The organism is Aromatoleum toluvorans (assembly GCF_012910905.1).
Lineage (GTDB): Bacteria > Pseudomonadota > Gammaproteobacteria > Burkholderiales > Rhodocyclaceae > Aromatoleum > Aromatoleum toluvorans.
The window spans coordinates 104,252-122,693 of record NZ_WTVN01000007.1 but is presented as its reverse complement, the minus strand read 5'-3'; the positions used below and the strand labels follow the sequence as shown (position 1 = coordinate 122,693).

19 protein-coding genes and 1 tRNA gene are annotated in these 18,442 nt (G+C 60.3%); all 20 read left to right on the top strand.

Going from position 1 to position 18,442, the window contains the following annotated elements:
- Nucleotides 1-30: 30 nt before the first annotated feature.
- The 20 genes from GPA22_RS06950 to GPA22_RS06855 all read left to right on the top strand — a co-directional run bounded on the left by GPA22_RS06950 (nt 31) and on the right by GPA22_RS06855 (nt 18,419).
- Nucleotides 31-1,023: a PstS family phosphate ABC transporter substrate-binding protein gene (locus tag GPA22_RS06950; RefSeq protein WP_169255369.1), complete on the top strand. Its 993-nt coding sequence runs from the start codon at nt 31-33 to the stop codon at nt 1,021-1,023.
- Between the two features lie 71 nt (nt 1,024-1,094).
- Nucleotides 1,095-2,051, top strand: coding sequence for a phosphate ABC transporter permease subunit PstC (gene pstC / locus GPA22_RS06945; protein ID WP_169255368.1), 957 nt, complete (start codon nt 1,095-1,097; stop codon nt 2,049-2,051).
- Nucleotides 2,052-2,061: 10 nt separating this feature from the next.
- Nucleotides 2,062-2,985, top strand: a complete 924-nt coding sequence (gene pstA / locus GPA22_RS06940) for a phosphate ABC transporter permease PstA (RefSeq protein ID WP_169255367.1) — start codon at nt 2,062-2,064, stop codon at nt 2,983-2,985.
- A 17-nt stretch (nt 2,986-3,002) separates the two neighbouring features.
- The gene (gene pstB / locus GPA22_RS06935) at nt 3,003-3,863 is read left to right on the top strand and encodes a phosphate ABC transporter ATP-binding protein PstB (protein ID WP_211168983.1); all 861 of its coding nucleotides are present in this window, start codon (nt 3,003-3,005) and stop codon (nt 3,861-3,863) included.
- A gap of 190 nt (nt 3,864-4,053) precedes the next feature.
- The gene (tpiA, locus tag GPA22_RS06930) at nt 4,054-4,815 is read left to right on the top strand and encodes a triose-phosphate isomerase (RefSeq protein ID WP_169255366.1); all 762 of its coding nucleotides are present in this window, start codon (nt 4,054-4,056) and stop codon (nt 4,813-4,815) included.
- Nucleotides 4,816-4,832: 17 nt separating this feature from the next.
- On the top strand, nt 4,833-5,192 hold the full coding sequence (gene secG / locus GPA22_RS06925) for a preprotein translocase subunit SecG (RefSeq protein WP_169255365.1): 360 nt from the start codon (nt 4,833-4,835) through the stop codon (nt 5,190-5,192).
- A 61-nt stretch (nt 5,193-5,253) separates the two neighbouring features.
- Nucleotides 5,254-5,338, top strand: a tRNA-Leu gene (locus GPA22_RS06920).
- Nucleotides 5,339-5,430: 92 nt separating this feature from the next.
- Nucleotides 5,431-5,805: an NADH-quinone oxidoreductase subunit A gene (ndhC, locus tag GPA22_RS06915; protein ID WP_050416614.1), complete on the top strand. Its 375-nt coding sequence runs from the start codon at nt 5,431-5,433 to the stop codon at nt 5,803-5,805.
- Between the two features lie 3 nt (nt 5,806-5,808).
- Nucleotides 5,809-6,285: a NuoB/complex I 20 kDa subunit family protein gene (locus GPA22_RS06910; RefSeq protein ID WP_121429604.1), complete on the top strand. Its 477-nt coding sequence runs from the start codon at nt 5,809-5,811 to the stop codon at nt 6,283-6,285.
- Between the two features lie 14 nt (nt 6,286-6,299).
- Nucleotides 6,300-6,905 carry an NADH-quinone oxidoreductase subunit C gene (locus tag GPA22_RS06905; protein ID WP_169255364.1) on the top strand — a complete coding sequence of 202 codons (606 nt, stop codon included), beginning with the start codon at nt 6,300-6,302 and terminating at the stop codon, nt 6,903-6,905.
- Nucleotides 6,898-8,151, top strand: a complete 1,254-nt coding sequence (locus GPA22_RS06900; RefSeq protein ID WP_169255363.1) for an NADH-quinone oxidoreductase subunit D — start codon at nt 6,898-6,900, stop codon at nt 8,149-8,151. Before GPA22_RS06905 ends, GPA22_RS06900 begins: the two co-directional genes overlap by 8 nt.
- 49 nt (nt 8,152-8,200) lie before the next feature.
- Nucleotides 8,201-8,680 (top strand): NADH-quinone oxidoreductase subunit NuoE, encoded by a 480-nt coding sequence (gene nuoE / locus GPA22_RS06895; RefSeq protein ID WP_169255362.1) that lies wholly within the window; start codon nt 8,201-8,203, stop codon nt 8,678-8,680.
- Nucleotides 8,677-9,990 (top strand): NADH-quinone oxidoreductase subunit NuoF, encoded by a 1,314-nt coding sequence (gene nuoF, locus GPA22_RS06890; protein ID WP_211168982.1) that lies wholly within the window; start codon nt 8,677-8,679, stop codon nt 9,988-9,990. The genes nuoE and nuoF overlap by 4 nt, the downstream gene beginning before the upstream one ends.
- Nucleotides 9,990-12,329, top strand: a complete 2,340-nt coding sequence (gene nuoG, locus GPA22_RS06885) for an NADH-quinone oxidoreductase subunit NuoG (RefSeq protein WP_169255361.1) — start codon at nt 9,990-9,992, stop codon at nt 12,327-12,329. Before nuoF ends, nuoG begins: the two co-directional genes overlap by 1 nt.
- The gene (nuoH, locus tag GPA22_RS06880) at nt 12,329-13,378 is read left to right on the top strand and encodes an NADH-quinone oxidoreductase subunit NuoH (RefSeq protein WP_169255360.1); all 1,050 of its coding nucleotides are present in this window, start codon (nt 12,329-12,331) and stop codon (nt 13,376-13,378) included. Before nuoG ends, nuoH begins: the two co-directional genes overlap by 1 nt.
- A 10-nt stretch (nt 13,379-13,388) precedes the next feature.
- Complete coding sequence (gene nuoI / locus GPA22_RS06875; protein WP_169255359.1) at nt 13,389-13,874, top strand: NADH-quinone oxidoreductase subunit NuoI; 486 nt, start codon at nt 13,389-13,391, stop codon at nt 13,872-13,874.
- Between the two features lie 30 nt (nt 13,875-13,904).
- A complete protein-coding gene (locus GPA22_RS06870) occupies nt 13,905-14,507 on the top strand; it encodes an NADH-quinone oxidoreductase subunit J (protein WP_169255358.1) in 603 nt (200 codons plus the stop codon).
- Between the two features lie 21 nt (nt 14,508-14,528).
- Complete coding sequence (gene nuoK, locus GPA22_RS06865; protein ID WP_018992227.1) at nt 14,529-14,834, top strand: NADH-quinone oxidoreductase subunit NuoK; 306 nt, start codon at nt 14,529-14,531, stop codon at nt 14,832-14,834.
- Between the two features lie 12 nt (nt 14,835-14,846).
- Nucleotides 14,847-16,868 (top strand): NADH-quinone oxidoreductase subunit L, encoded by a 2,022-nt coding sequence (gene nuoL, locus GPA22_RS06860; RefSeq protein WP_169255357.1) that lies wholly within the window; start codon nt 14,847-14,849, stop codon nt 16,866-16,868.
- Nucleotides 16,869-16,937: 69 nt separating this feature from the next.
- The gene (locus GPA22_RS06855; protein ID WP_169255356.1) at nt 16,938-18,419 is read left to right on the top strand and encodes an NADH-quinone oxidoreductase subunit M; all 1,482 of its coding nucleotides are present in this window, start codon (nt 16,938-16,940) and stop codon (nt 18,417-18,419) included.
- Nucleotides 18,420-18,442 lie beyond the last annotated feature (23 nt).

Sequence of the window (18,442 nt, the reverse complement as noted above, 5' to 3'; positions counted from 1 at the left end):
TTGGCAGAGTTCACTTATTGGAGATTCACTATGTCGGGTTTCAAGCAGACCGCCTTTGCGGCCGCCGTCCTCGTTCTGGGTGCGCAGGCCGCGCATGCGCAGTCTACGGTCAAGATCGACGGTTCGAGCACGGTGTTTCCGGTTACCGAGGCGGTTGCTGAAGACTTCCAGAAGTCGAAGAAGGGCGAAGTGAAGGTGACGGTCGGCATTTCCGGAACCGGTGGTGGCTTCAAGAAGTTCTGCCGCGGTGAAATCGACGTTGCTGATGCCTCGCGTCCCATTCTGAAGAAGGAGATGGACGCCTGCGCACAGGCTGGGATCAAGTACATCGAGCTGCCGGTCGCTTTCGACGCCCTCACCGTTGTCGCGAATCCGAAGAACGCCTTCATCAAGCAACTGTCGGTCGAGCAGCTGAAGAAGATGTGGGAGCCCGACGCGCAGGGTAAGGTCACCACGTGGAAGCAGGTTGACGCGTCCTTCCCCGATGCGCCGCTCAAGCTCTTCGGTGCAGGTTCGGACTCGGGTACGTTCGACTACTTCACTGAGGCCGTGGTCGGCAAGGCCAAGGCGTCGCGCGGCGACTACACGGCCTCGGAAGACGATAACGTGCTGGTGCAGGGCGTTTCGCGCGACGTCAACGCCGTCGGTTACTTCGGCTACGCGTATTACGCGGAAAACAAGGGCAAGCTGAAGGCCGTGCCGATCGTGAACAAGGAAGGTAAGCCCGTGGAGCCTGGTCCTGCGGCCGTTCTTGATGGCTCGTATAATCCGCTGTCGCGCCCGATCTTTATCTACGTCGCGGAAAAGTCCCTCGAAAAGGCCGAGGTGCGTGACTTCGTCACCTTCTATCTGAAGAACGCGAGCAAGTTGGCGACTGAAGTGAAGTACGTGCCGCTGCCTGCCAAGTCGTACGAGGTTGCGCTGGAGCACGTCAACAAGAAGAAGCTCGGTACCGTGTTTGGTGGCGAGCCGGAAATCGGTGTGACGATCGAGGCTCTCCTCGCGCGTGAAGCGAAGCTCTGATCGTATTTTGAAAGTCGTGGTGCACGGGCGCTTCCGCGCCCGTGCACCTTTTTATCGTCCCCGAGCGTTCAATGCGAGAAACCAATTCCGGCGCCGCCGCCCTGATGTCTCAGCCTCCCCTCACCGTGAGCGACCGTCTTGCGAGGAAGGCACTGCGCAACTTCAAGGAGCGGGTGATCGAGCTCCTGCTTCTCGGGGCAGCCTCGGTGTCGGTTCTGACGACCGTCGGCATCATCTGGGTGCTGGTGAGCGAATCGTTCAATTTTTTCAGCAACGTGTCCATCTGGTCCTTCCTCACGGACACGATGTGGACGCCGCTCTTCGCTGAACCGCGCTACGGAATCCTTCCGTTGCTCGCGGGAACGCTGACGACCTCCATGGTCGCACTGGTTGTCGCCATCCCACTGGGGACCACGATTGCCATTTACCTTTCCGAATTCGCCCGTCCGGCCGTTCGTGAGGTCGTCAAGCCCTTCCTCGAACTGCTGGGTGGCATCCCGACCATCGTCTACGGCTACTTTGCGCTGATGGTCGTGATTCCGCTGCTTCAGCTGCTCATTCCCGACTTGTCGGGCTTCAACATGCTCGGCGCCGGTATCGTGATGGGGATCGCCATCATTCCGTACGTCAGTTCGCTGGCGGAAGATGCGATGCGCGCGGTGCCGATGAGCATGCGCGAAGGCTCCTACGCAATGGGGGCGACCAAGCTGCAGACGGCATTCCGCGTGATCTTTCCGGCGGCGCTTTCGGGCATTTTGTCCGCCTACATCCTGGGGATCTCCCGTGCCGTCGGCGAGACCATGATCGTGGCTGTCGCCGCGGGCATGCAACCCAATTTCACCGTCAATCCGCTCGAACCGGCGCAGACGATCTCCGCCTACATCGTGCAGGTCGCGCTGGGGGATCTGCCGCATGGTTCCATCGGGTACCAATCGATCTTCGCTGCCGGCCTGAGCCTGATGCTCATGACGTTGGCGCTGAATCTCGTCGGGCACGTCGTACGGCGTCGTTTCCGCGAAGCGTATTGAGAAGAATGGCATGAAATCAGAAGACATCCCGTCGATCCGAAAGATCATCAGGCGCAACAAGCGGCTCGAGCTGTTCTTTGCCGTCGCCGGCTTTCTTGCGCTGCTGGTAGGTGTGCTGACCTTTGTCGCGCTCTTTGCCCAGATGGCCTGGTCGGGCTGGGAGCGCATCACGCCCGACTTTTTCACCAACTTCCCGTCACGGCGTGCCGGACAGGCGGGTATCCTCTCGGCATGGGTGGGGTCCCTGCTTGTCATGCTTGTGACCGCCCTTTCGGCGGTGCCGCTGGGGGTGGCCGCTGGTATCTATCTCGAAGAGTACGCGCCGAAGAACCTGTTCACCGACATCATCGAAATCAATGTCACGAACCTCGCAGGCGTACCCTCCATCGTGTATGGACTGCTGGCGCTCGGGGTGTTCGTTTACACTTTTGGTTTCGGCCAGAGCATCCTGTCAGCGGGTTTGACGCTCGGTCTGCTCATCCTGCCCGTGGTGATCGTCGCGACGCGTGAGGCCATCCGGTCGATCCCGCTGCATATTCGCGAGGCGGCCTACGGTCTGGGGGCGACGCGGTGGCAGGTCACCCGTGATCACATCGTTCCGTATTCGCTGCCGGGAATCCTTACCGGCGTCATCATCGGCATGTCCCGGGCCATCGGCGAAACGGCTCCCATCATCACGATCGGGGCGCTGACCTTCATCGCGTTCCTCCCCGAGTCACCGATCGGCCCCGAGTTTCCGTGGGTCAATTTTGAATGGCTGAAGTCCGGATTCACCGTGATGCCGATCCAGATGTTCAACTGGACTTCGCGTCCCGAAGAGGCCTTCCAGCAGAACGCGGCTGCGGCCGGATTCATACTCGTCCTGATGACATTGGCGATGAATGCCGTATCGATCTGGATTCGTTACCACGTGCGCAAGGACATCAAATGGTAAGCAGCGTTACGATGCGAATGAGCAACCAAGGCGCCGCAGAGGCGGCATCACAGGGCGGCAGCGCCGCGGACCAGGGGGTGGGCGATGCATTCTCCGGCGTGCGCCCCGACAAGGGAGTCGCCGTCAAGGCCTCGGTCGAGAACTTCAGCTTCTACTATGGTGACTTCAAGGCGCTGAAGTCGATCTCCATGCCGGTGCACGAGAAGCGTGTCACCGCATTGATTGGCCCGTCGGGTTGCGGCAAGTCCACGCTCCTGCGGACCTTCAACCGCATGCACGATCTCTATCCGGGCAATCGCTACGAAGGGACGATCCGGCTGCATCCCGACAACACCAACCTTCTTGATCCGGCCGTCGACCCCATTGAAGTCCGCATGCGGATCGGCATGGTCTTTCAGAAACCCAATCCGTTTCCGAAGTCCATCTACGAGAACGTCGCGTATGGTCTTCGTATTCGCGGCGAGCGCAATCGCTCGGTCATCGATGATCGCGTGAAGGAGGCGCTTCGGGGCGCTGCGCTGTGGTCGGAGGTCGAGCATCGCCTGCATGACCCCGCGACGGCATTGTCGGGGGGGCAGCAGCAGCGCCTGTGCATCGCGCGCTGTCTTGCCACGGAGCCTGAAGTCCTGCTTTTCGACGAACCGACGTCGGCGCTCGATCCGATTGCGACTGCCAGCATCGAGGAACTGGTCCACGAATTGCGCGACAAGGTGACCATCCTGATCGTTACGCACAACATGCAACAAGCGGCCCGCGTTTCGGATTACACCGCGTACATGTATCTCGGTGAGCTGATGGAGTTCGGGGAAACGAACCAGATCTTCGTCAATCCGAAGCGAAAGGAAACCGAAGACTACATCACCGGCCGATTCGGCTGAGCGCGGCGGGCGGCTCTCTGCCGTCCCCGGTCGCGGATAGTTCCGGACGGTCCCATCAAACCCCGCGGGTGCAAGCCGGCGGGGTTTGTTGCATTCTGCGTCCGTAGTGAGCGCCAAGTGAGCTGGCGACCTTCCTTTACCTGTCGGAGGCCTGACGATACAATCGGAAAATTTCGCTGAGGCGCGATGCATGAAACGAAAGCTAGTCGTCGGTAACTGGAAGATGAACGGCGACCGGGCGCGAAATCGTGTGCTGCTGGACCAAATTCTGGGCGGCATGCCGTCCGGCGTCGATTGTGCTGTATGTGTGCCGTTCCCGTATCTCGCGCAGGTTAACGAGATCCTCGAGGGAAGCGGGATCGCGCTTGGCGCTCAGGACGTGAGCGAGTTCTCCGATGGTGCTTACACCGGCGACGTCAGCGTCGCAATGCTTGCCGACTGGGGGGTGCGTTTCGTTGTTGTCGGTCACTCCGAGCGCCGCACGCTGCATCATGAGTCCGACGAGGTTGTGGCTCGGAAGACTGTAGCGGTGCTCGATGGCGAGCTGACGCCCATCGTGTGTGTCGGCGAAACGCTGGCTGAGCGCGAATCAGGGGTCACCGAGCAGGTGCTGATGCGGCAACTGGATGCTTTGGCTGCTGTGCTGCCCTCGGCAGTGCTGCAGCGGGTAGTGATCGCCTATGAGCCGGTTTGGGCGATCGGTACCGGGCGTGCGGCAACGGCCGAGCAGGTGCAGGCAGTTCTGTCGTTCGTGCGTGGATGGCTCGCGCGACATGTGGAGGCCGCGAATGAGGTTCGCGTCCTTTATGGTGGCAGCGTCAAGCCCGAAACGGCCGAAGCGTTGTTCGGATTGCCTGACGCGGACGGCGGCTTGATCGGCGGGGCTTCGCTCGATGCGCCGTCGTTTTTGGAAATTTGCCGGGCGGCGGCGAACACCGTCCGGGGTGCTTGAGATAATCAGGATTTATTATGAGTAATTATTTTTTTTCTATCGTTCTGACCATTCACGTGTTGGTTGGTCTCGGCATCATCGGCCTGGTCTTGATGCAGCATGGCAAAGGCGCCGACGCAGGGGCAGCCTTCGGTAGCGGCGCGTCGGGTAGCGTTTTCGGCGCCTCCGGCTCGGCCAATTTCCTCAGTCGAACCACGGCTGTCCTCGCTGCGGTGTTCTTTGTGACCAGTCTCGGTCTGAGCTATCTTGCCAACGGTAAGGCGCAGGTGCCCTCCAGCGTCATGCGGGATGCTCCGGTCAGTGCGCCGGCTGCGCCCGCCGGCGCTGCTCCTGCTGGCGAAGCGGGCGATTCCAAGGCACAGTCGATCCCGAAATAAGTTCCCTCGGGGCTTTGCGCGATAAGGGAAAAGCCGTATAATTTCGAGCTGTAACAAACGTGCCGACGTGGTGAAATTGGTAGACACGCCATCTTGAGGGGGTGGTGGCGAAAGCCGTGTGAGTTCGAGTCTCACCGTCGGCACCAGAAAACTGAATCGCCCGCGAAAGCGGGCGTTTTCATGCAGCGGGTTAATTATAAAAACTAAAACAATCTGTAATTAAACGGGGTGTCACGCAATGCTGGAAAACTACTTTCCTGTTCTGATGTTCATCCTCGTGGGGCTCGGTTTTGGCCTTGTTCCCGTCATCCTCGGGCGCCTTGTCGCTCCGTATCGTCCTGGCAGCGAGAAGCTGTCTCCTTATGAGTGTGGCTTCGAGGCATTCGAAGACGCGCGCATGAAGTTCGATGTGCGCTACTACCTCATCGCGATTCTCTTCATTCTTTTCGATCTCGAGATCGCCTTCCTCTTTCCGTGGGCAACGGTTTTCCAGGAATTCATTGCTGCCGGTCAGGTTGCATGGTTCGTATTCGGTTCGGTTATGGTCTTCATTGCCGTGCTGGTAATCGGTTATGTCGTCGAGTGGAAGAACGGTGCGCTCGACTGGGAGTGATGCATGAGTATTGAGGGCGTTTTTCGTGAAGGGTTTGTCACCACTTCGCTCGATGCGGTAATCAACTGGACGCGTACGGGTTCGCTGTGGCCGATGACGTTTGGCCTGGCGTGCTGTGCGGTCGAGATGATTCACGCGGGCTGTGCGCGCTACGACCTCGACCGGTTCGGGGTGGTCTTCCGGCCCAGTCCGCGTCAGTCGGACCTGATGATCGTCGCCGGTACGCTCTGCAACAAGATGGCGCCGGCGCTGCGCAAGGTGTACGAGCAGATGGCCGAGCCGCGCTGGGTGATCTCGATGGGGTCGTGTGCGAACGGTGGCGGCTACTACCACTACTCCTACTCGGTTGTTCGCGGTTGTGACCGCATTGTGCCGGTGGATGTCTATGTTCCCGGGTGTCCGCCGACGGCCGAGGCGCTGCTGTACGGCATCATTCAGCTTCAAAACAAGATCAAGCGCACGAATACCATCGCGCGCTGACGGATGGTTCATCTATGAGTCCCAAGCTTGAGCGTCTGAGTCAGGTCCTTCGCGAGGTCCTGGGTGACAGGTTGCGGTCGGTTGTGATCGATCGTGGTGAGGTGACCATCGAAGTTGCGCCGGAGAATTATCTCGGCGTCGCTCAGAGTCTGCGTGATCACGCAGACCTCTGTTTCGATGAGCTGATCGATGTGTCCGGGCTCGATTATTCAGCCTATGGCGGCGATGCATGGTCGGGCAAGCGTTTCGCGGTTGCGGTGCACTTGCTGTCGGTTGCAAAGAACTGGCGCCTGCGCGTGAAGGTTTTCGCCGAGAACGACGATTTTCCGGTTCTCGATTCGGTCGTCGGCGTCTGGCCGAGTGCGAACTGGTATGAGCGGGAGGCGTTCGATCTCTACGGGATCATGTTCGCCGGCCATCCCGATCTGCGCCGGATTCTCACCGACTACGGCTTCGTCGGTCATCCGTTCCGCAAGGATTTCCCCGTCACCGGATATGTCGAGATGCGCTACGACGCGGAGCAGGGGCGGGTGGTTTATCAGCCGGTAACCATCGAACCGCGTGAAAATACGCCGCGCATCGTGCGCGAAGAGAATTACGGGGATGTCGGCCATGGCTGAGATTCGCAACTACACGATCAACTTTGGTCCTCAGCACCCGTCGGCGCACGGCGTGCTGCGTCTGGTGCTCGAACTCGATGGCGAGGTCGTCGAGCGCGCGGATCCGCACATCGGCCTGTTGCATCGCGGAACGGAGACGCTTGCAGAGACGCGTACCTGGATTCAGTCGGTGCCCTACATGGACCGTCTGGATTACGTCTCGATGATGTGCAACGAGCATGCATATTGCATGGCGATCGAGCGTCTGCTGGGGATCGAGGTACCGATTCGTGCCCAGTACATCCGCGTGATGTTCGATGAAGTGACGCGAATCCTCAACCACCTTCTGGGTATCGGCACCCACGCGCTCGACATCGGCGCAATGACGATGGTGCTGTACACCTTCCGTGAGCGCGAAGACCTCATGGATGTGTACGAGGCAGTTTCCGGCGCGCGAATGCACGCGGCGTATTACCGTCCGGGTGGCGTCTATCGCGATCTCCCCGACCGGATGCCGCAGTACGAGGTCAACAAGTTCAAGAATGCGAACACCGTTCGTCAGTTGAACGAGAATCGTCAGGGTTCGCTGCTGGATTTCCTCGAGGATTTCACAAACCGCTTCGCCGGCTACTGTGACGACTACGAGACGCTGCTCACCGATAACCGCATCTGGAAGCAGCGGACGGTGGGTATCGGTGTCGTGACGCCAGAACAGGCGAAGGCCTGGGGCTTTACCGGCGTAATGCTGCGCGGATCGGGTGTTGCGTGGGATCTGCGCAAGAAGCAGCCCTACGAAGTCTACGATCAGGTCGATTTCGACGTGCCCATCGGAAAGACCGGCGATTGCTACGATCGATATCTCGTCCGCATGGAGGAGATGCGCCAGTCGAATCGCATCATCAAGCAGTGCATAGAGTGGCTGCGGAAGAACCCGGGCCCTGTGATCGCGGATAACCACAAGGTTGCGCCGCCGCCTCGTGAGCGCATGAAGGCGAACATGGAGGAGCTGATCCATCACTTCAAGCTCTTCACCGAGGGCATGCATGTGCCGGCAGGCGAGGTGTATGCCGCGGTCGAGCATCCGAAGGGCGAGTTCGGCGTGTATGCCGTGTCCGATGGTGCGAACAAGCCGTATCGGCTGAAAATGCGTGCGCCTGGTTTTGCGCACCTTGCCGCGATGGACGAAGTGGCGCGCGGTCACATGATTGCCGACGTTGTCGCAATCATCGGCACCATGGATATCGTGTTCGGCGAAATCGACCGCTGAACGCCCGATCTTGAAACGTCGGCTGGCAAACCGGGAAGACGAGTACGAAATGCTGAGTCAGGAATCGCTACAACAGATCGATCGCGAGATCGCGAAATACCCGCCGGACCAGAAGCAATCGGCTGTGATGTCGGCGCTGCGCATCGCGCAGGTCGAGAAGGGCTGGCTGCCGAAGGAACTCATCGAGTTCGTCGCCAGCTACCTCGACATGCCGGCCATTGCGGCCTACGAGGTGGCGAGCTTCTACAACATGTATGACCTTGAACCGGTCGGCCGTCACAAGATCACGGTGTGCACGAACCTCCCCTGTGCGCTGTCGGGGGGTGTCCACGCTGCCGATTACCTCAAGGAAAAGCTGGGCATCGAATTCAACGAGACGACGCCGGACGGCAAGTTCACGTTGAAGGAAGGCGAGTGCATGGGGGCCTGTGGCGATGCTCCGGTCATGCTGGTGAATAACCATCACATGTGCAGCTGGATGACCAAGGAAAAGATCGATCAGATTCTCGCGGAGCTGGAAAGCAAATGAGCGCAAGCGGACTGATTCTCGCCGGCGTTGACGGCGACCGTACCTGGGGTCTGCAGGACTATGTCGCGCGCGGTGGCTACTCGGCGCTGCGCAAGATCATTTCCGAAAAGATTCCGCCTGAAACCATCATCGCCGAGCTCAAGGCCTCGTCGCTTCGTGGACGGGGTGGTGCCGGCTTTCCCACCGGCCTGAAGTGGAGTTTCATGCCGCGCTCCTTCCCCGGCGCGAAGTATCTGGCTTGCAATTCGGATGAAGGCGAGCCGGGAACGTTCAAGGACAGGGATATCCTGCGCTACAACCCGCACACGGTTATCGAAGGGATGACCATCGCAGCGTATGCGATGGGTTGCGAGCGCGGGTACAACTACATTCACGGCGAGATTTTCGAGGTTTACGAGCGCTTCGAGGCGGCACTCGCCGAGGCTCGTGCGGCAGGGCTCCTTGGGCAGAAGATTCTCGGTTCGGAGTTCTCCTTCGAGCTGTTTGCCCATCACGGTTACGGCGCCTACATCTGCGGCGAAGAGACTGCGCTTCTTGAATCGATCGAAGGCAAGAAGGGACAGCCGCGCTTCAAGCCGCCGTTCCCGGCCAGCTACGGTCTGTATGGCAAGCCGACGACGATCAACAACACCGAGACCTTCGCTTCGGTTCCCTTCATCATCAACATGGGTGGAGAGGGCTTCCTCAACCTGGGCAAGCCCAACAATGGCGGAACCAAGCTGTTCTCGGTCTCCGGCCATGTGAATCGGCCCGGCAATTACGAGATCGCAATGGGTACGCCCTTTGCCGAGCTGCTCGAGATGGCAGGCGGCATGCGGGGCGGACGCAAGCTGAAGGCGGTGATTCCCGGTGGCTCGTCGGCGCCGGTGCTGTCCGGCAGCGTGATGATGGACTGCACGATGGATTACGATTCGATCTCGAAGGCGGGGTCGATGCTCGGTTCTGGCGCAGTCATCGTGATGGACGAGACGACCTGCATGGTCAAGGCGCTCGAGCGCTTGTCCTACTTCTATTTCGAGGAGTCCTGCGGACAGTGCACACCGTGCCGGGAAGGTACGGGCTGGCTCTATCGCGTGGTCCATCGCATCGAGAACGGACTCGGTCGCAAGGAAGACCTTGATCTCCTCAATTCGGTGACGGGCAACATCATGGGGCGCACGATCTGTGCCCTCGGTGATGCAGCATCGATGCCGGTGCAAAGTTTCATCAAGCACTTCGGTTCCGAGTTCGAATACCACATCGAAAACAAGAAATGTCTAGTGCCGCCTGAAGTTCAGTACGAAGGCAGCCAAATCTACGTGAGACCGTAATGCTAGAGATTGAAATCGACGGCAAGCAGGTGACGGTCGAGGATGGCAGCACCATCATGGATGCTGCCACCAAGATCGGTGCTTTCGTTCCGCACTTCTGCTATCACAAAAAACTTTCCATCGCCGCAAGCTGCCGCATGTGCCTCGTGCAGGTCGAGAAGGCGCCGAAGCCGCTGCCCGCCTGTGCCACGCCCGTGACGAACGGGATGAAGGTGTGGACGCGCTCCGAGCAGGCCGTCAAGGCCCAGAAAGGCGTGATGGAGTTCCTGCTGATCAACCACCCGCTCGATTGCCCGATCTGCGACCAGGGCGGCGAGTGTCAGCTGCAGGATCTCGCTGTCGGTTACGGCGGCAGCCAGTCGCGCTACGAGGAAGAGAAGCGCGTCGTTCTGAACAAGAACCTCGGGCCGCTTGTCGCGACCGACATGACGCGCTGCATCAACTGCACGCGTTGCGTACGGTTTACGACCGAGATTGCCGGCGAAATGGAACTCGGACAGGCATTCCGCGGCGAACACGCCGAAATCATGCCGTTCGTCGAGAAGACGGTCGATTCGGAACTCTCCGGGAATATCATCGACCTCTGCCCGGTCGGTGCGCTCACTTCCAAGCCCTTCCGTTTCGCCGCGCGGACGTGGGAGCTTGCACGGCGCAAATCCGTGAGTCCGCATGATTCGCTCGGCTCCAACCTGATCGTTCAGGTGAAGCACGACGTGGTCAAGCGCGTGCTGCCGCTCGAGAACGAAGACATCAACGAGTGTTGGCTGTCGGACAAGGATCGCTTTTCGTATGAAGGGCTGAACAGCGACGATCGCCTCACCGTTCCGATGCTCAAGCAGGACGGCGTGTGGAAGGAGACGGATTGGCAAACCGCGCTGGAGTTCGCCGCGAACGGATTGCGCAAGACCGCAAAGCAAAACGGCCCGGACTCGATCGGCGCGCTGGCCTCGCCGCATACGAGCGTCGAAGAGCTGTATCTGCTGCAGAAATTCACCCGTGCCATCGGCTCGGATAGTGTCGATTTCCGCCTGCGCCAGAGTGACTTCCGTGCCGACGGCTTCCGTGAGGGTGCTCCCTGGCTGGGTATGCCGATCAACGAGGTCTCCGGCCTCGATCGCTTGTTCGTCATCGGCAGTTTCCTGCGCAAGGACACGCCGCTGCTCGCCCAACGTGTGCGGCAGGCGGCCAAGCGCGGCCTGCATGTCAGTGCTCTCAACGCTAGCGCTGAAGAGTGGCTTCTGCCCGTCAGGAATCGCGTGCTGGCAGCTCCGTCCGTATTTGTGCCGGTCCTTCTGCAGGTCGTTGGGGCGCTCGCAGCCGAGAAGGGCGTCGCGGTTGCGGAACATCTCGCCGCTGCCGTTCCCTCGGCCGTGTCCGAAGAGGCGCGTGCGATCGCCCAAAGTCTCGCGTCGGGCCGCAAGGTCGCAGTGTGGCTCGGTAATCTTGCCGTCCAGAGCGAGTACGCAACCGAAATCCACCAGCTTGCCGAAGAAATCGCTCGTCTCGCCGAAGGTGCCTTCGGGATCATCGGCGAGGCAGCCAACAGTGTGGGCGGTTATCTGGCCAAGGCGATTCCGCTGGTTGGCGGTCTCAATGCACGGCAGATGCTGGAGCAACCGCGCAAGGCGTATCTGCTGCTCAACGCCGAGCCTGACCTGGATTTCGCCAACCCTGCCTTGGCGCAAGCCGCGCTCGGTGCAGCGCCGCTTGTGATCTCGCTGTCGGCGTTCAAATCGCCGGCGCTTTTTGCCGCAGCCGACGTGCTGCTGCCGATTGCGCCTTTCACCGAAACTTCGGGCACATTCGTCAACTGCGAGGGTCGGGCCCAGAATTTCAATGCTGTCGCCCGTCCTGTCGGTGAAACCCGGCCTGGCTGGAAGGTTCTTCGGGTCCTGGGGAATCTGCTTGAGTTCGAGGGCTTTGAGCAGAACGATTCGGATGCGGTGGCCAAGGAAGCGCTTGCGGATGGCGACCGTCCCGACCTCGGAAATCGGCTTTTCGGCCTCGAATTCAAGTTTGCCGATCAGGCCTTCACGGGGTTCGAACGCGTCAGCGACGTGCCTATCTACGCAGCTGATCCGCTCGTGCGGCGCGCTCCGTCGCTGCAGAAGACGCGCGACGCGAAAGCCCCGATCGCACGCGCGAACGCGGCGACGCTCGCCGCGATCGGCGTCGAGTCGGGTGCTCGCGTGCGCCTGAAGCAGGGCGAGGGCGTTGCAGAGGTCCAGATCGTGGTCGACGACACTGTGGCGGCGAACTGCGTGCGTGTTGCCGCGGCCACTGCGGCAACGGCCGTCCTCGGGGCGATGTGCGGCGAAATCAGCGTGGAGCGTGTCTGATGGAAGCATTGCTGGAACCCGTATCGCAGTTTTTCGGGCCTGCGTGGCCCGCCGTCTGGACGCTTGCAAAGATCGTCGCGATCATTGCTCCGCTCATGTTGGGTGTGGCATATCTGACGCTCGCGGAACGCAAGGTCATCGGTTACATGCAGGTGCGTATCGGCCCCAATCGCGTGGGTCCGAAAGGCCTGCTGCAGCCGATCGCCGACGGTATGAAACTCCTTTTCAAGGAAATCATCGTTCCGTCGGGTGCAAGCAAGGGGCTGTTCATCCTCGGGCCCATTCTCGCGATAGCTCCGTCCCTGGCCGCTTGGTCGGTCGTGCCGTTCGACGATGGCATGGTGCTCGCGAACGTGAATGCGGGCCTGCTGCTGCTCCTCGCAATCACTTCGATGGAAGTGTACGGGGTCATCATCGCCGGTTGGGCTTCGAACTCCAAGTACCCGTTCCTGGGATCGATGCGTGCCGCGGCGCAGATGGTGTCGTACGAGGTCGCCATGGGCTTCGCCCTGATCTGCGTGCTGCTGATCTCGTCCAGCCTGAACCTGAGCGACATCGTGCACTCGCAGGGGCAGGGTCGATTCCACGACATGGGCTTGTCCTTCCTGTCGTGGAACTGGCTGCCGCTGCTGCCGATGTTCATTGTGTTCCTGATCTCGGGGATCGCGGAGACCAACCGTGCGCCGTTCGACGTCGTCGAAGGCGAATCGGAAGTGGTCGCGGGGCACATGGTTGAGTATTCGGGCATGGCGTTCGCGCTGTTCTTCCTCGCCGAATACGCGAACATGTTCCTCGTGTCGGTGATGACGTCCGTGCTGTTCCTCGGCGGCTGGCTGTCCCCGGTCGCTGCGATTCCTGACGGGTTCCATTGGCTCGCACTGAAGACGGCGTTCTTCCTGTTTGTCTTCCTGTGGGCGCGTGCTACGTTCCCGCGCTTCCGCTACGACCACATCATGCGGCTCGGCTGGAAGGTGTTTATTCCCATCACCCTCGTATGGGTGATCGTGGTGGCGGTGTGGATGATGTCGCCGCTGTCTATCTGGAAGTGAGAGGCTGAAGATGGGTGCCAAGGATTACATCGGTAGCCTGTTCCTCAAGGAACTGATCAAGGGCTTGGCGCTGACGGGGCGTCACCTGTTTGCGCGCAAGATCACCGTGCAGTTTCCTGAGGAGAAGACTCCGCAGAGCCCGCGTTTTCGCGGCCTGCATGCGCTGCGTCGCTACCCGAATGGTGAGGAGCGCTGCATCGCGTGCAAGCTGTGCGAAGCGATTTGCCCCGCCATGGCGATCACCATCGAGTCGGATCAGCGCGACGACGGATCGCGTCGTACGACCCGTTACGACATCGATCTGACGAAGTGCATCTTCTGCGGCTTCTGCGAGGAGGCCTGTCCCGTCGATGCCATCGTCGAAACGCGTGTTCTGGAGTACCACGGCGAACAGCGCGGCGACCTGTACTACACGAAGCAGATGCTGCTCGCGGTTGGCGACCGTTACGAAGCCCAGATTGCCGCTGACCGGGAAGCCGACTCGAAGTACCGCTAAGGGAGGGCGCCTGCGGGCGCCGCAAAGGACATGGATTTCAAGACCCTCGTTTTCTACATCCTGTCGGCGATCATGGTGTTCGCCGCGCTGCGGGTGATCACCGCGAGGAACCCGGTGCATGCCGCGTTGTTCCTGGTGCTTTCGTTCGTCACTGCGGGAGGCATCTGGCTCCTGCTCGCTGCCGAGTTTCTCGCGATCGTGCTCGTCATGGTTTACGTGGGGGCAGTCATGGTGCTGTTCCTGTTCGTCGTGATGATGCTGGACATCAATCTCGACCGGCTGCGGGAGGGTTTCTGGAGCTATCTCCCCGTCGGTGCGCTGATCGGCATACTGCTTGTCGTCGAAATGGCTCTCGTCCTGGGCGGTCGTTACTTCGGGCTCGAGGCGATGCCAACGCCGCCCGCGGCGCAGGCCGGCTACAGCAATACTCGCGAGCTGGGACGCCTCTTGTACACGGATTACGTCTATCCGTTCGAGCTCGCATCGCTGCTGCTGCTGGTGGCCATGGTCGTCGCCGTTTCGCTGACGCTGCGCAAGCGCAAGGGCGTGCGCCACGTCAATCCGTCGGAGCAGGTAACCGTCAAGCGTGGCGACCGCGTCGAGCTCGTTTCGATGCCCGCCGAGAAAGAATAAGAATTGCCCAAGGGGTTATAGATGCTTTCGCTTTCCCACTATCTCATTCTGGGCGCGATCCTGTTCGCCATCAGCGTGGTCGGGATCTTCCTGAACCGGAAGAACCTGATCGTGCTGCTGATGGCGATCGAGCTGATGCTGCTCGCGGTCAACCTGAACTTCGTCGCCTTCTCGCACTATCTGGGCGATCTGGCCGGACAGATTTTTGTTTTCTTCATCCTCACCGTGGCAGCGGCCGAGTCTGCGATCGGCCTCGCGATTCTGGTCGTGCTGTTCCGCAACCTGCGGACGATCCACGTTGATGATCTGGATAGCCTCAAGGGTTAAGGAAGCGGCTCGATGACGGACATGCAAAAGCTCTATCTCCTGGTACCGCTCGCGCCTCTGGCAGGGGCGATTCTGGCGGGTCTGTTCGGCAAGACGATCGGACGTGCCGGTGCGCATATCGTGACCATCCTCGGTGTGGCGATTGCGCTCGCGGCGTCGGTGGTGATCTTTCAGGACGTTCAGGCCGGCCATACCTTCAATGGCACCGTATATACGTGGATGAAGAGCGGTGGTCTCACTTTGGAGGTCGGTTTCCTGATCGATCCGCTCACGGTGATGATGATGCTCGTGGTGACCTTCGTGTCGCTCATGGTGCATATCTACACCATCGGCTACATGCACGACGATCCGGGCTACCAGCGCTTCTTCAGCTACATCTCGCTGTTCACGTTCTCGATGCTGATGCTGGTGATGTCCAACAACTTCCTCCAGCTCTTCTTCGGCTGGGAAGCTGTGGGTCTGGTCTCCTATCTGCTGATCGGCTTCTGGTACGAGCGGCCGACGGCGATTTACGCGAACCTCAAGGCGTTCCTGGTCAACCGTGTCGGCGATTTCGGCTTCCTGCTCGGCATCGGCCTGATCGCAGCTTACGCGGGCAGCCTCAACTACGCCGAAGTCTTCGCGAAGGGTAGCGAACTGGCCTCGCAGAACATGGCTGTTACCGGTTGGCCGCTCATCACCGCGATCTGTATCTGCCTCTTCATCGGCGCGATGGGCAAGTCGGCTCAGGTTCCCCTGCATGTCTGGCTGCCTGATTCGATGGAAGGCCCGACCCCGATCTCGGCACTGATTCACGCCGCGACGATGGTTACGGCCGGTATCTTCATGGTCGCGCGCATGTCGCCGCTGTTCGAGCTCTCGGACGTTGCGTTGTCGTTCGTGCTGGTGATTGGCGCTACAACCGCCCTCTTCATGGGTTTCCTCGGCATCGTCCAGAATGACGTCAAGCGCGTGGTCGCGTATTCGACGCTGTCGCAGCTGGGCTACATGACCGTGGCGCTTGGTGTCTCGGCCTATTCCGCGGCCGTGTTCCACCTGATGACGCACGCGTTCTTCAAGGCGCTTCTGTTCCTGGGCGCTGGCTCCGTGATCATCGGCATGCACCACGATCAGGACATGCGCAACATGGGCGGCCTGTGGAAGTACATGCCGATCACGTGGATTACCTCGCTCCTGGGTTCGCTGGCGCTGATCGGCTTCCCGTTCTTCGCGGGTTTCTACTCCAAGGACTCGATCATCGAGGCCGTGCATGCGTCGCACATCCCGGGCGCGGGCTACGCCCTGTTCTGCGTGCTGGCCGGCGTCTTCGTGACGGCGTTCTACTCCTTCCGCATGTATTTCCTCGTGTTCCACGGCAAGGAGCGCTTCGGCCACAACCACGGTCATCATGACCACGAGGGTGACCACGACGACGAAGAGGTGTCGGCAGATCACCATCACGGCCTCGCTCCTGGACAGAAGCCGCACGAGTCGCCGTGGGTGGTGACGCTGCCGCTGGTGCTTCTCGCAATCCCGTCGGTGGTGATCGGATTCTTCACCATCGAGCCGATGCTCTTTGGCGAGTGGTTCAAGGGCGTGATCCATGTGGGCAGCAATCACGTGGGACTCTCCGAGCTCGCCGAGCACTTCCACGGTCCGGTCGCGATGGCGCTCCACGGTCTGCAGACTGCGCCGTTCTGGCTGGCGATGGGCGGCGTCTTCCTGGCATGGTTCTTCTACCTGGTGCGTCCGGACATCCCGGCCGCGATCCAGCGGACCTTCCGCCCCGTGCATGCGTTGCTCGAGAACAAGTATTTCTTCGACCGCTTCAACGAGATCGTCTTTGCAGGGGGTTCGCGATTGATCGGCAAGGGCCTCTGGAAGGCTGGCGACCAGGCGATCATCGATGGCATCGCGGTCAACGGAACGGCAAGACTGGTGGGTTGGGTTGCGCAGATCAGCCGCCTGTTCCAGACCGGCCATCTGTATCAGTACGCCTTTGCAATGATCATCGGGGTCTTCATCCTGCTGACCTTCTGGTTCAACCTGGTTTGATCCGGCGGGTAGGTCTGTGAATAACGATAAACGCGCGTCGGATGTCGGCGCACTGAACGGAAAGTAACGATGACGGGTATGCCATTCCTCAGCCTTGCGATCTGGATACCGATCCTGGGTGGGTTGCTCGTGCTAGCAACCGGTTCGGACCGCAATGCGCCGCTGGCGCGGTCTCTTTCCCTGCTGGTTGCGCTGGCCGGATTCGCCGTGACGATCCCGCTGTTCACGCAGTTCGACACGAGCACCAGCGCGATGCAGTTCGCCGAATTCCTGCCCTGGATTCCGCGCTTCAACATCAACTACCACCTCGGGGTGGACGGTATTTCGGTGTTGTTCGTCCTGCTGAACGCGTTCATCACGATCATGGTCGTGATCGCGGGATGGCAGGTGATCCAGGAGAAGGTCGCGCAGTACATGGCGGCATTCCTGATCATGTCGGGCCTGATGAACGGGATCTTCTCGGCGCTGGACGGCATCCTGTTCTACGTCTTCTTCGAAGCCTCGCTGATTCCCCTGTACCTCGTCATCGGCATCTGGGGCGGCGCGAACCGGGTGTATGCCGCGATCAAGTTCTTCCTCTACACCCTGCTCGGTTCGCTGCTGATGCTGATCGCGCTGCTTTACCTGTTCATGGAGGCGGGTGGAAGCTTCAGCATTCTCGACTGGCACAAGCTGCCGCTGGCGATGCCGGCGCAGACGCTGGTGTTCTGGGCGTTCCTGATCGCCTTCGCAGTCAAGGTTCCGATGTGGCCGGTGCATACCTGGCTGCCTGACGCGCACGTCGAGGCGCCGACCGGCGGCTCGGTGGTGCTGGCGGCAATTGCACTGAAGCTGGGGGCGTACGGCTTCCTGCGGTTCTCGCTGCCGATCGTGCCCGATGCTTCTCAGGCCATGGCGCCGATGATGATCGCGCTGTCGCTGATCGCCGTGATCTATATCGGTTTCGTGGCGCTCGTTCAGACCGACATGAAGAAGCTGGTTGCCTATTCGTCGATCTCGCACATGGGTTTTGTGACCCTCGGGTTCTTCATGTTCAACGCCATCGGTCTTGAAGGCGCGCTGGTGCAGATGATCTCGCACGGCTTCGTCTCGGGCGCGATGTTCCTTTGCATCGGCGTTCTGTACGACCGCATGCACACGCGGAACATCGCGGATTACGGCGGTGTGGTGAAGACGATGCCGAAGTTCGCGGCGTTCTTCATGCTTTTCGCCATGGCCAACGCCGGTCTGCCCGGAACCAGCGGTTTCATCGGCGAGTTCATGGTCATTCTCGGCGCCGTGAAATTCAACTTCTGGGTCGGGTTCGGGGCCGCAATCACACTGATCCTGGGCGCGGCGTACACCCTCTGGATGTACAAGCGCGTTGTTTTCGGCGTCGTGGGCAACAGCCATGTCGCCGAGCTTGAGGACATCGGCGCACGCGAGTTTGCCTTCCTCGGCATCCTTGCGCTCAGCGTGCTGGCGATGGGCCTGTATCCCTTCCCATTCACGGAAGTGATGCACGCTTCGGTTAATGAACTCCTGCGGCATGTCGCCGTGAGCAAGCTCTGATCGAGCGGGCGAGACACTTTTTC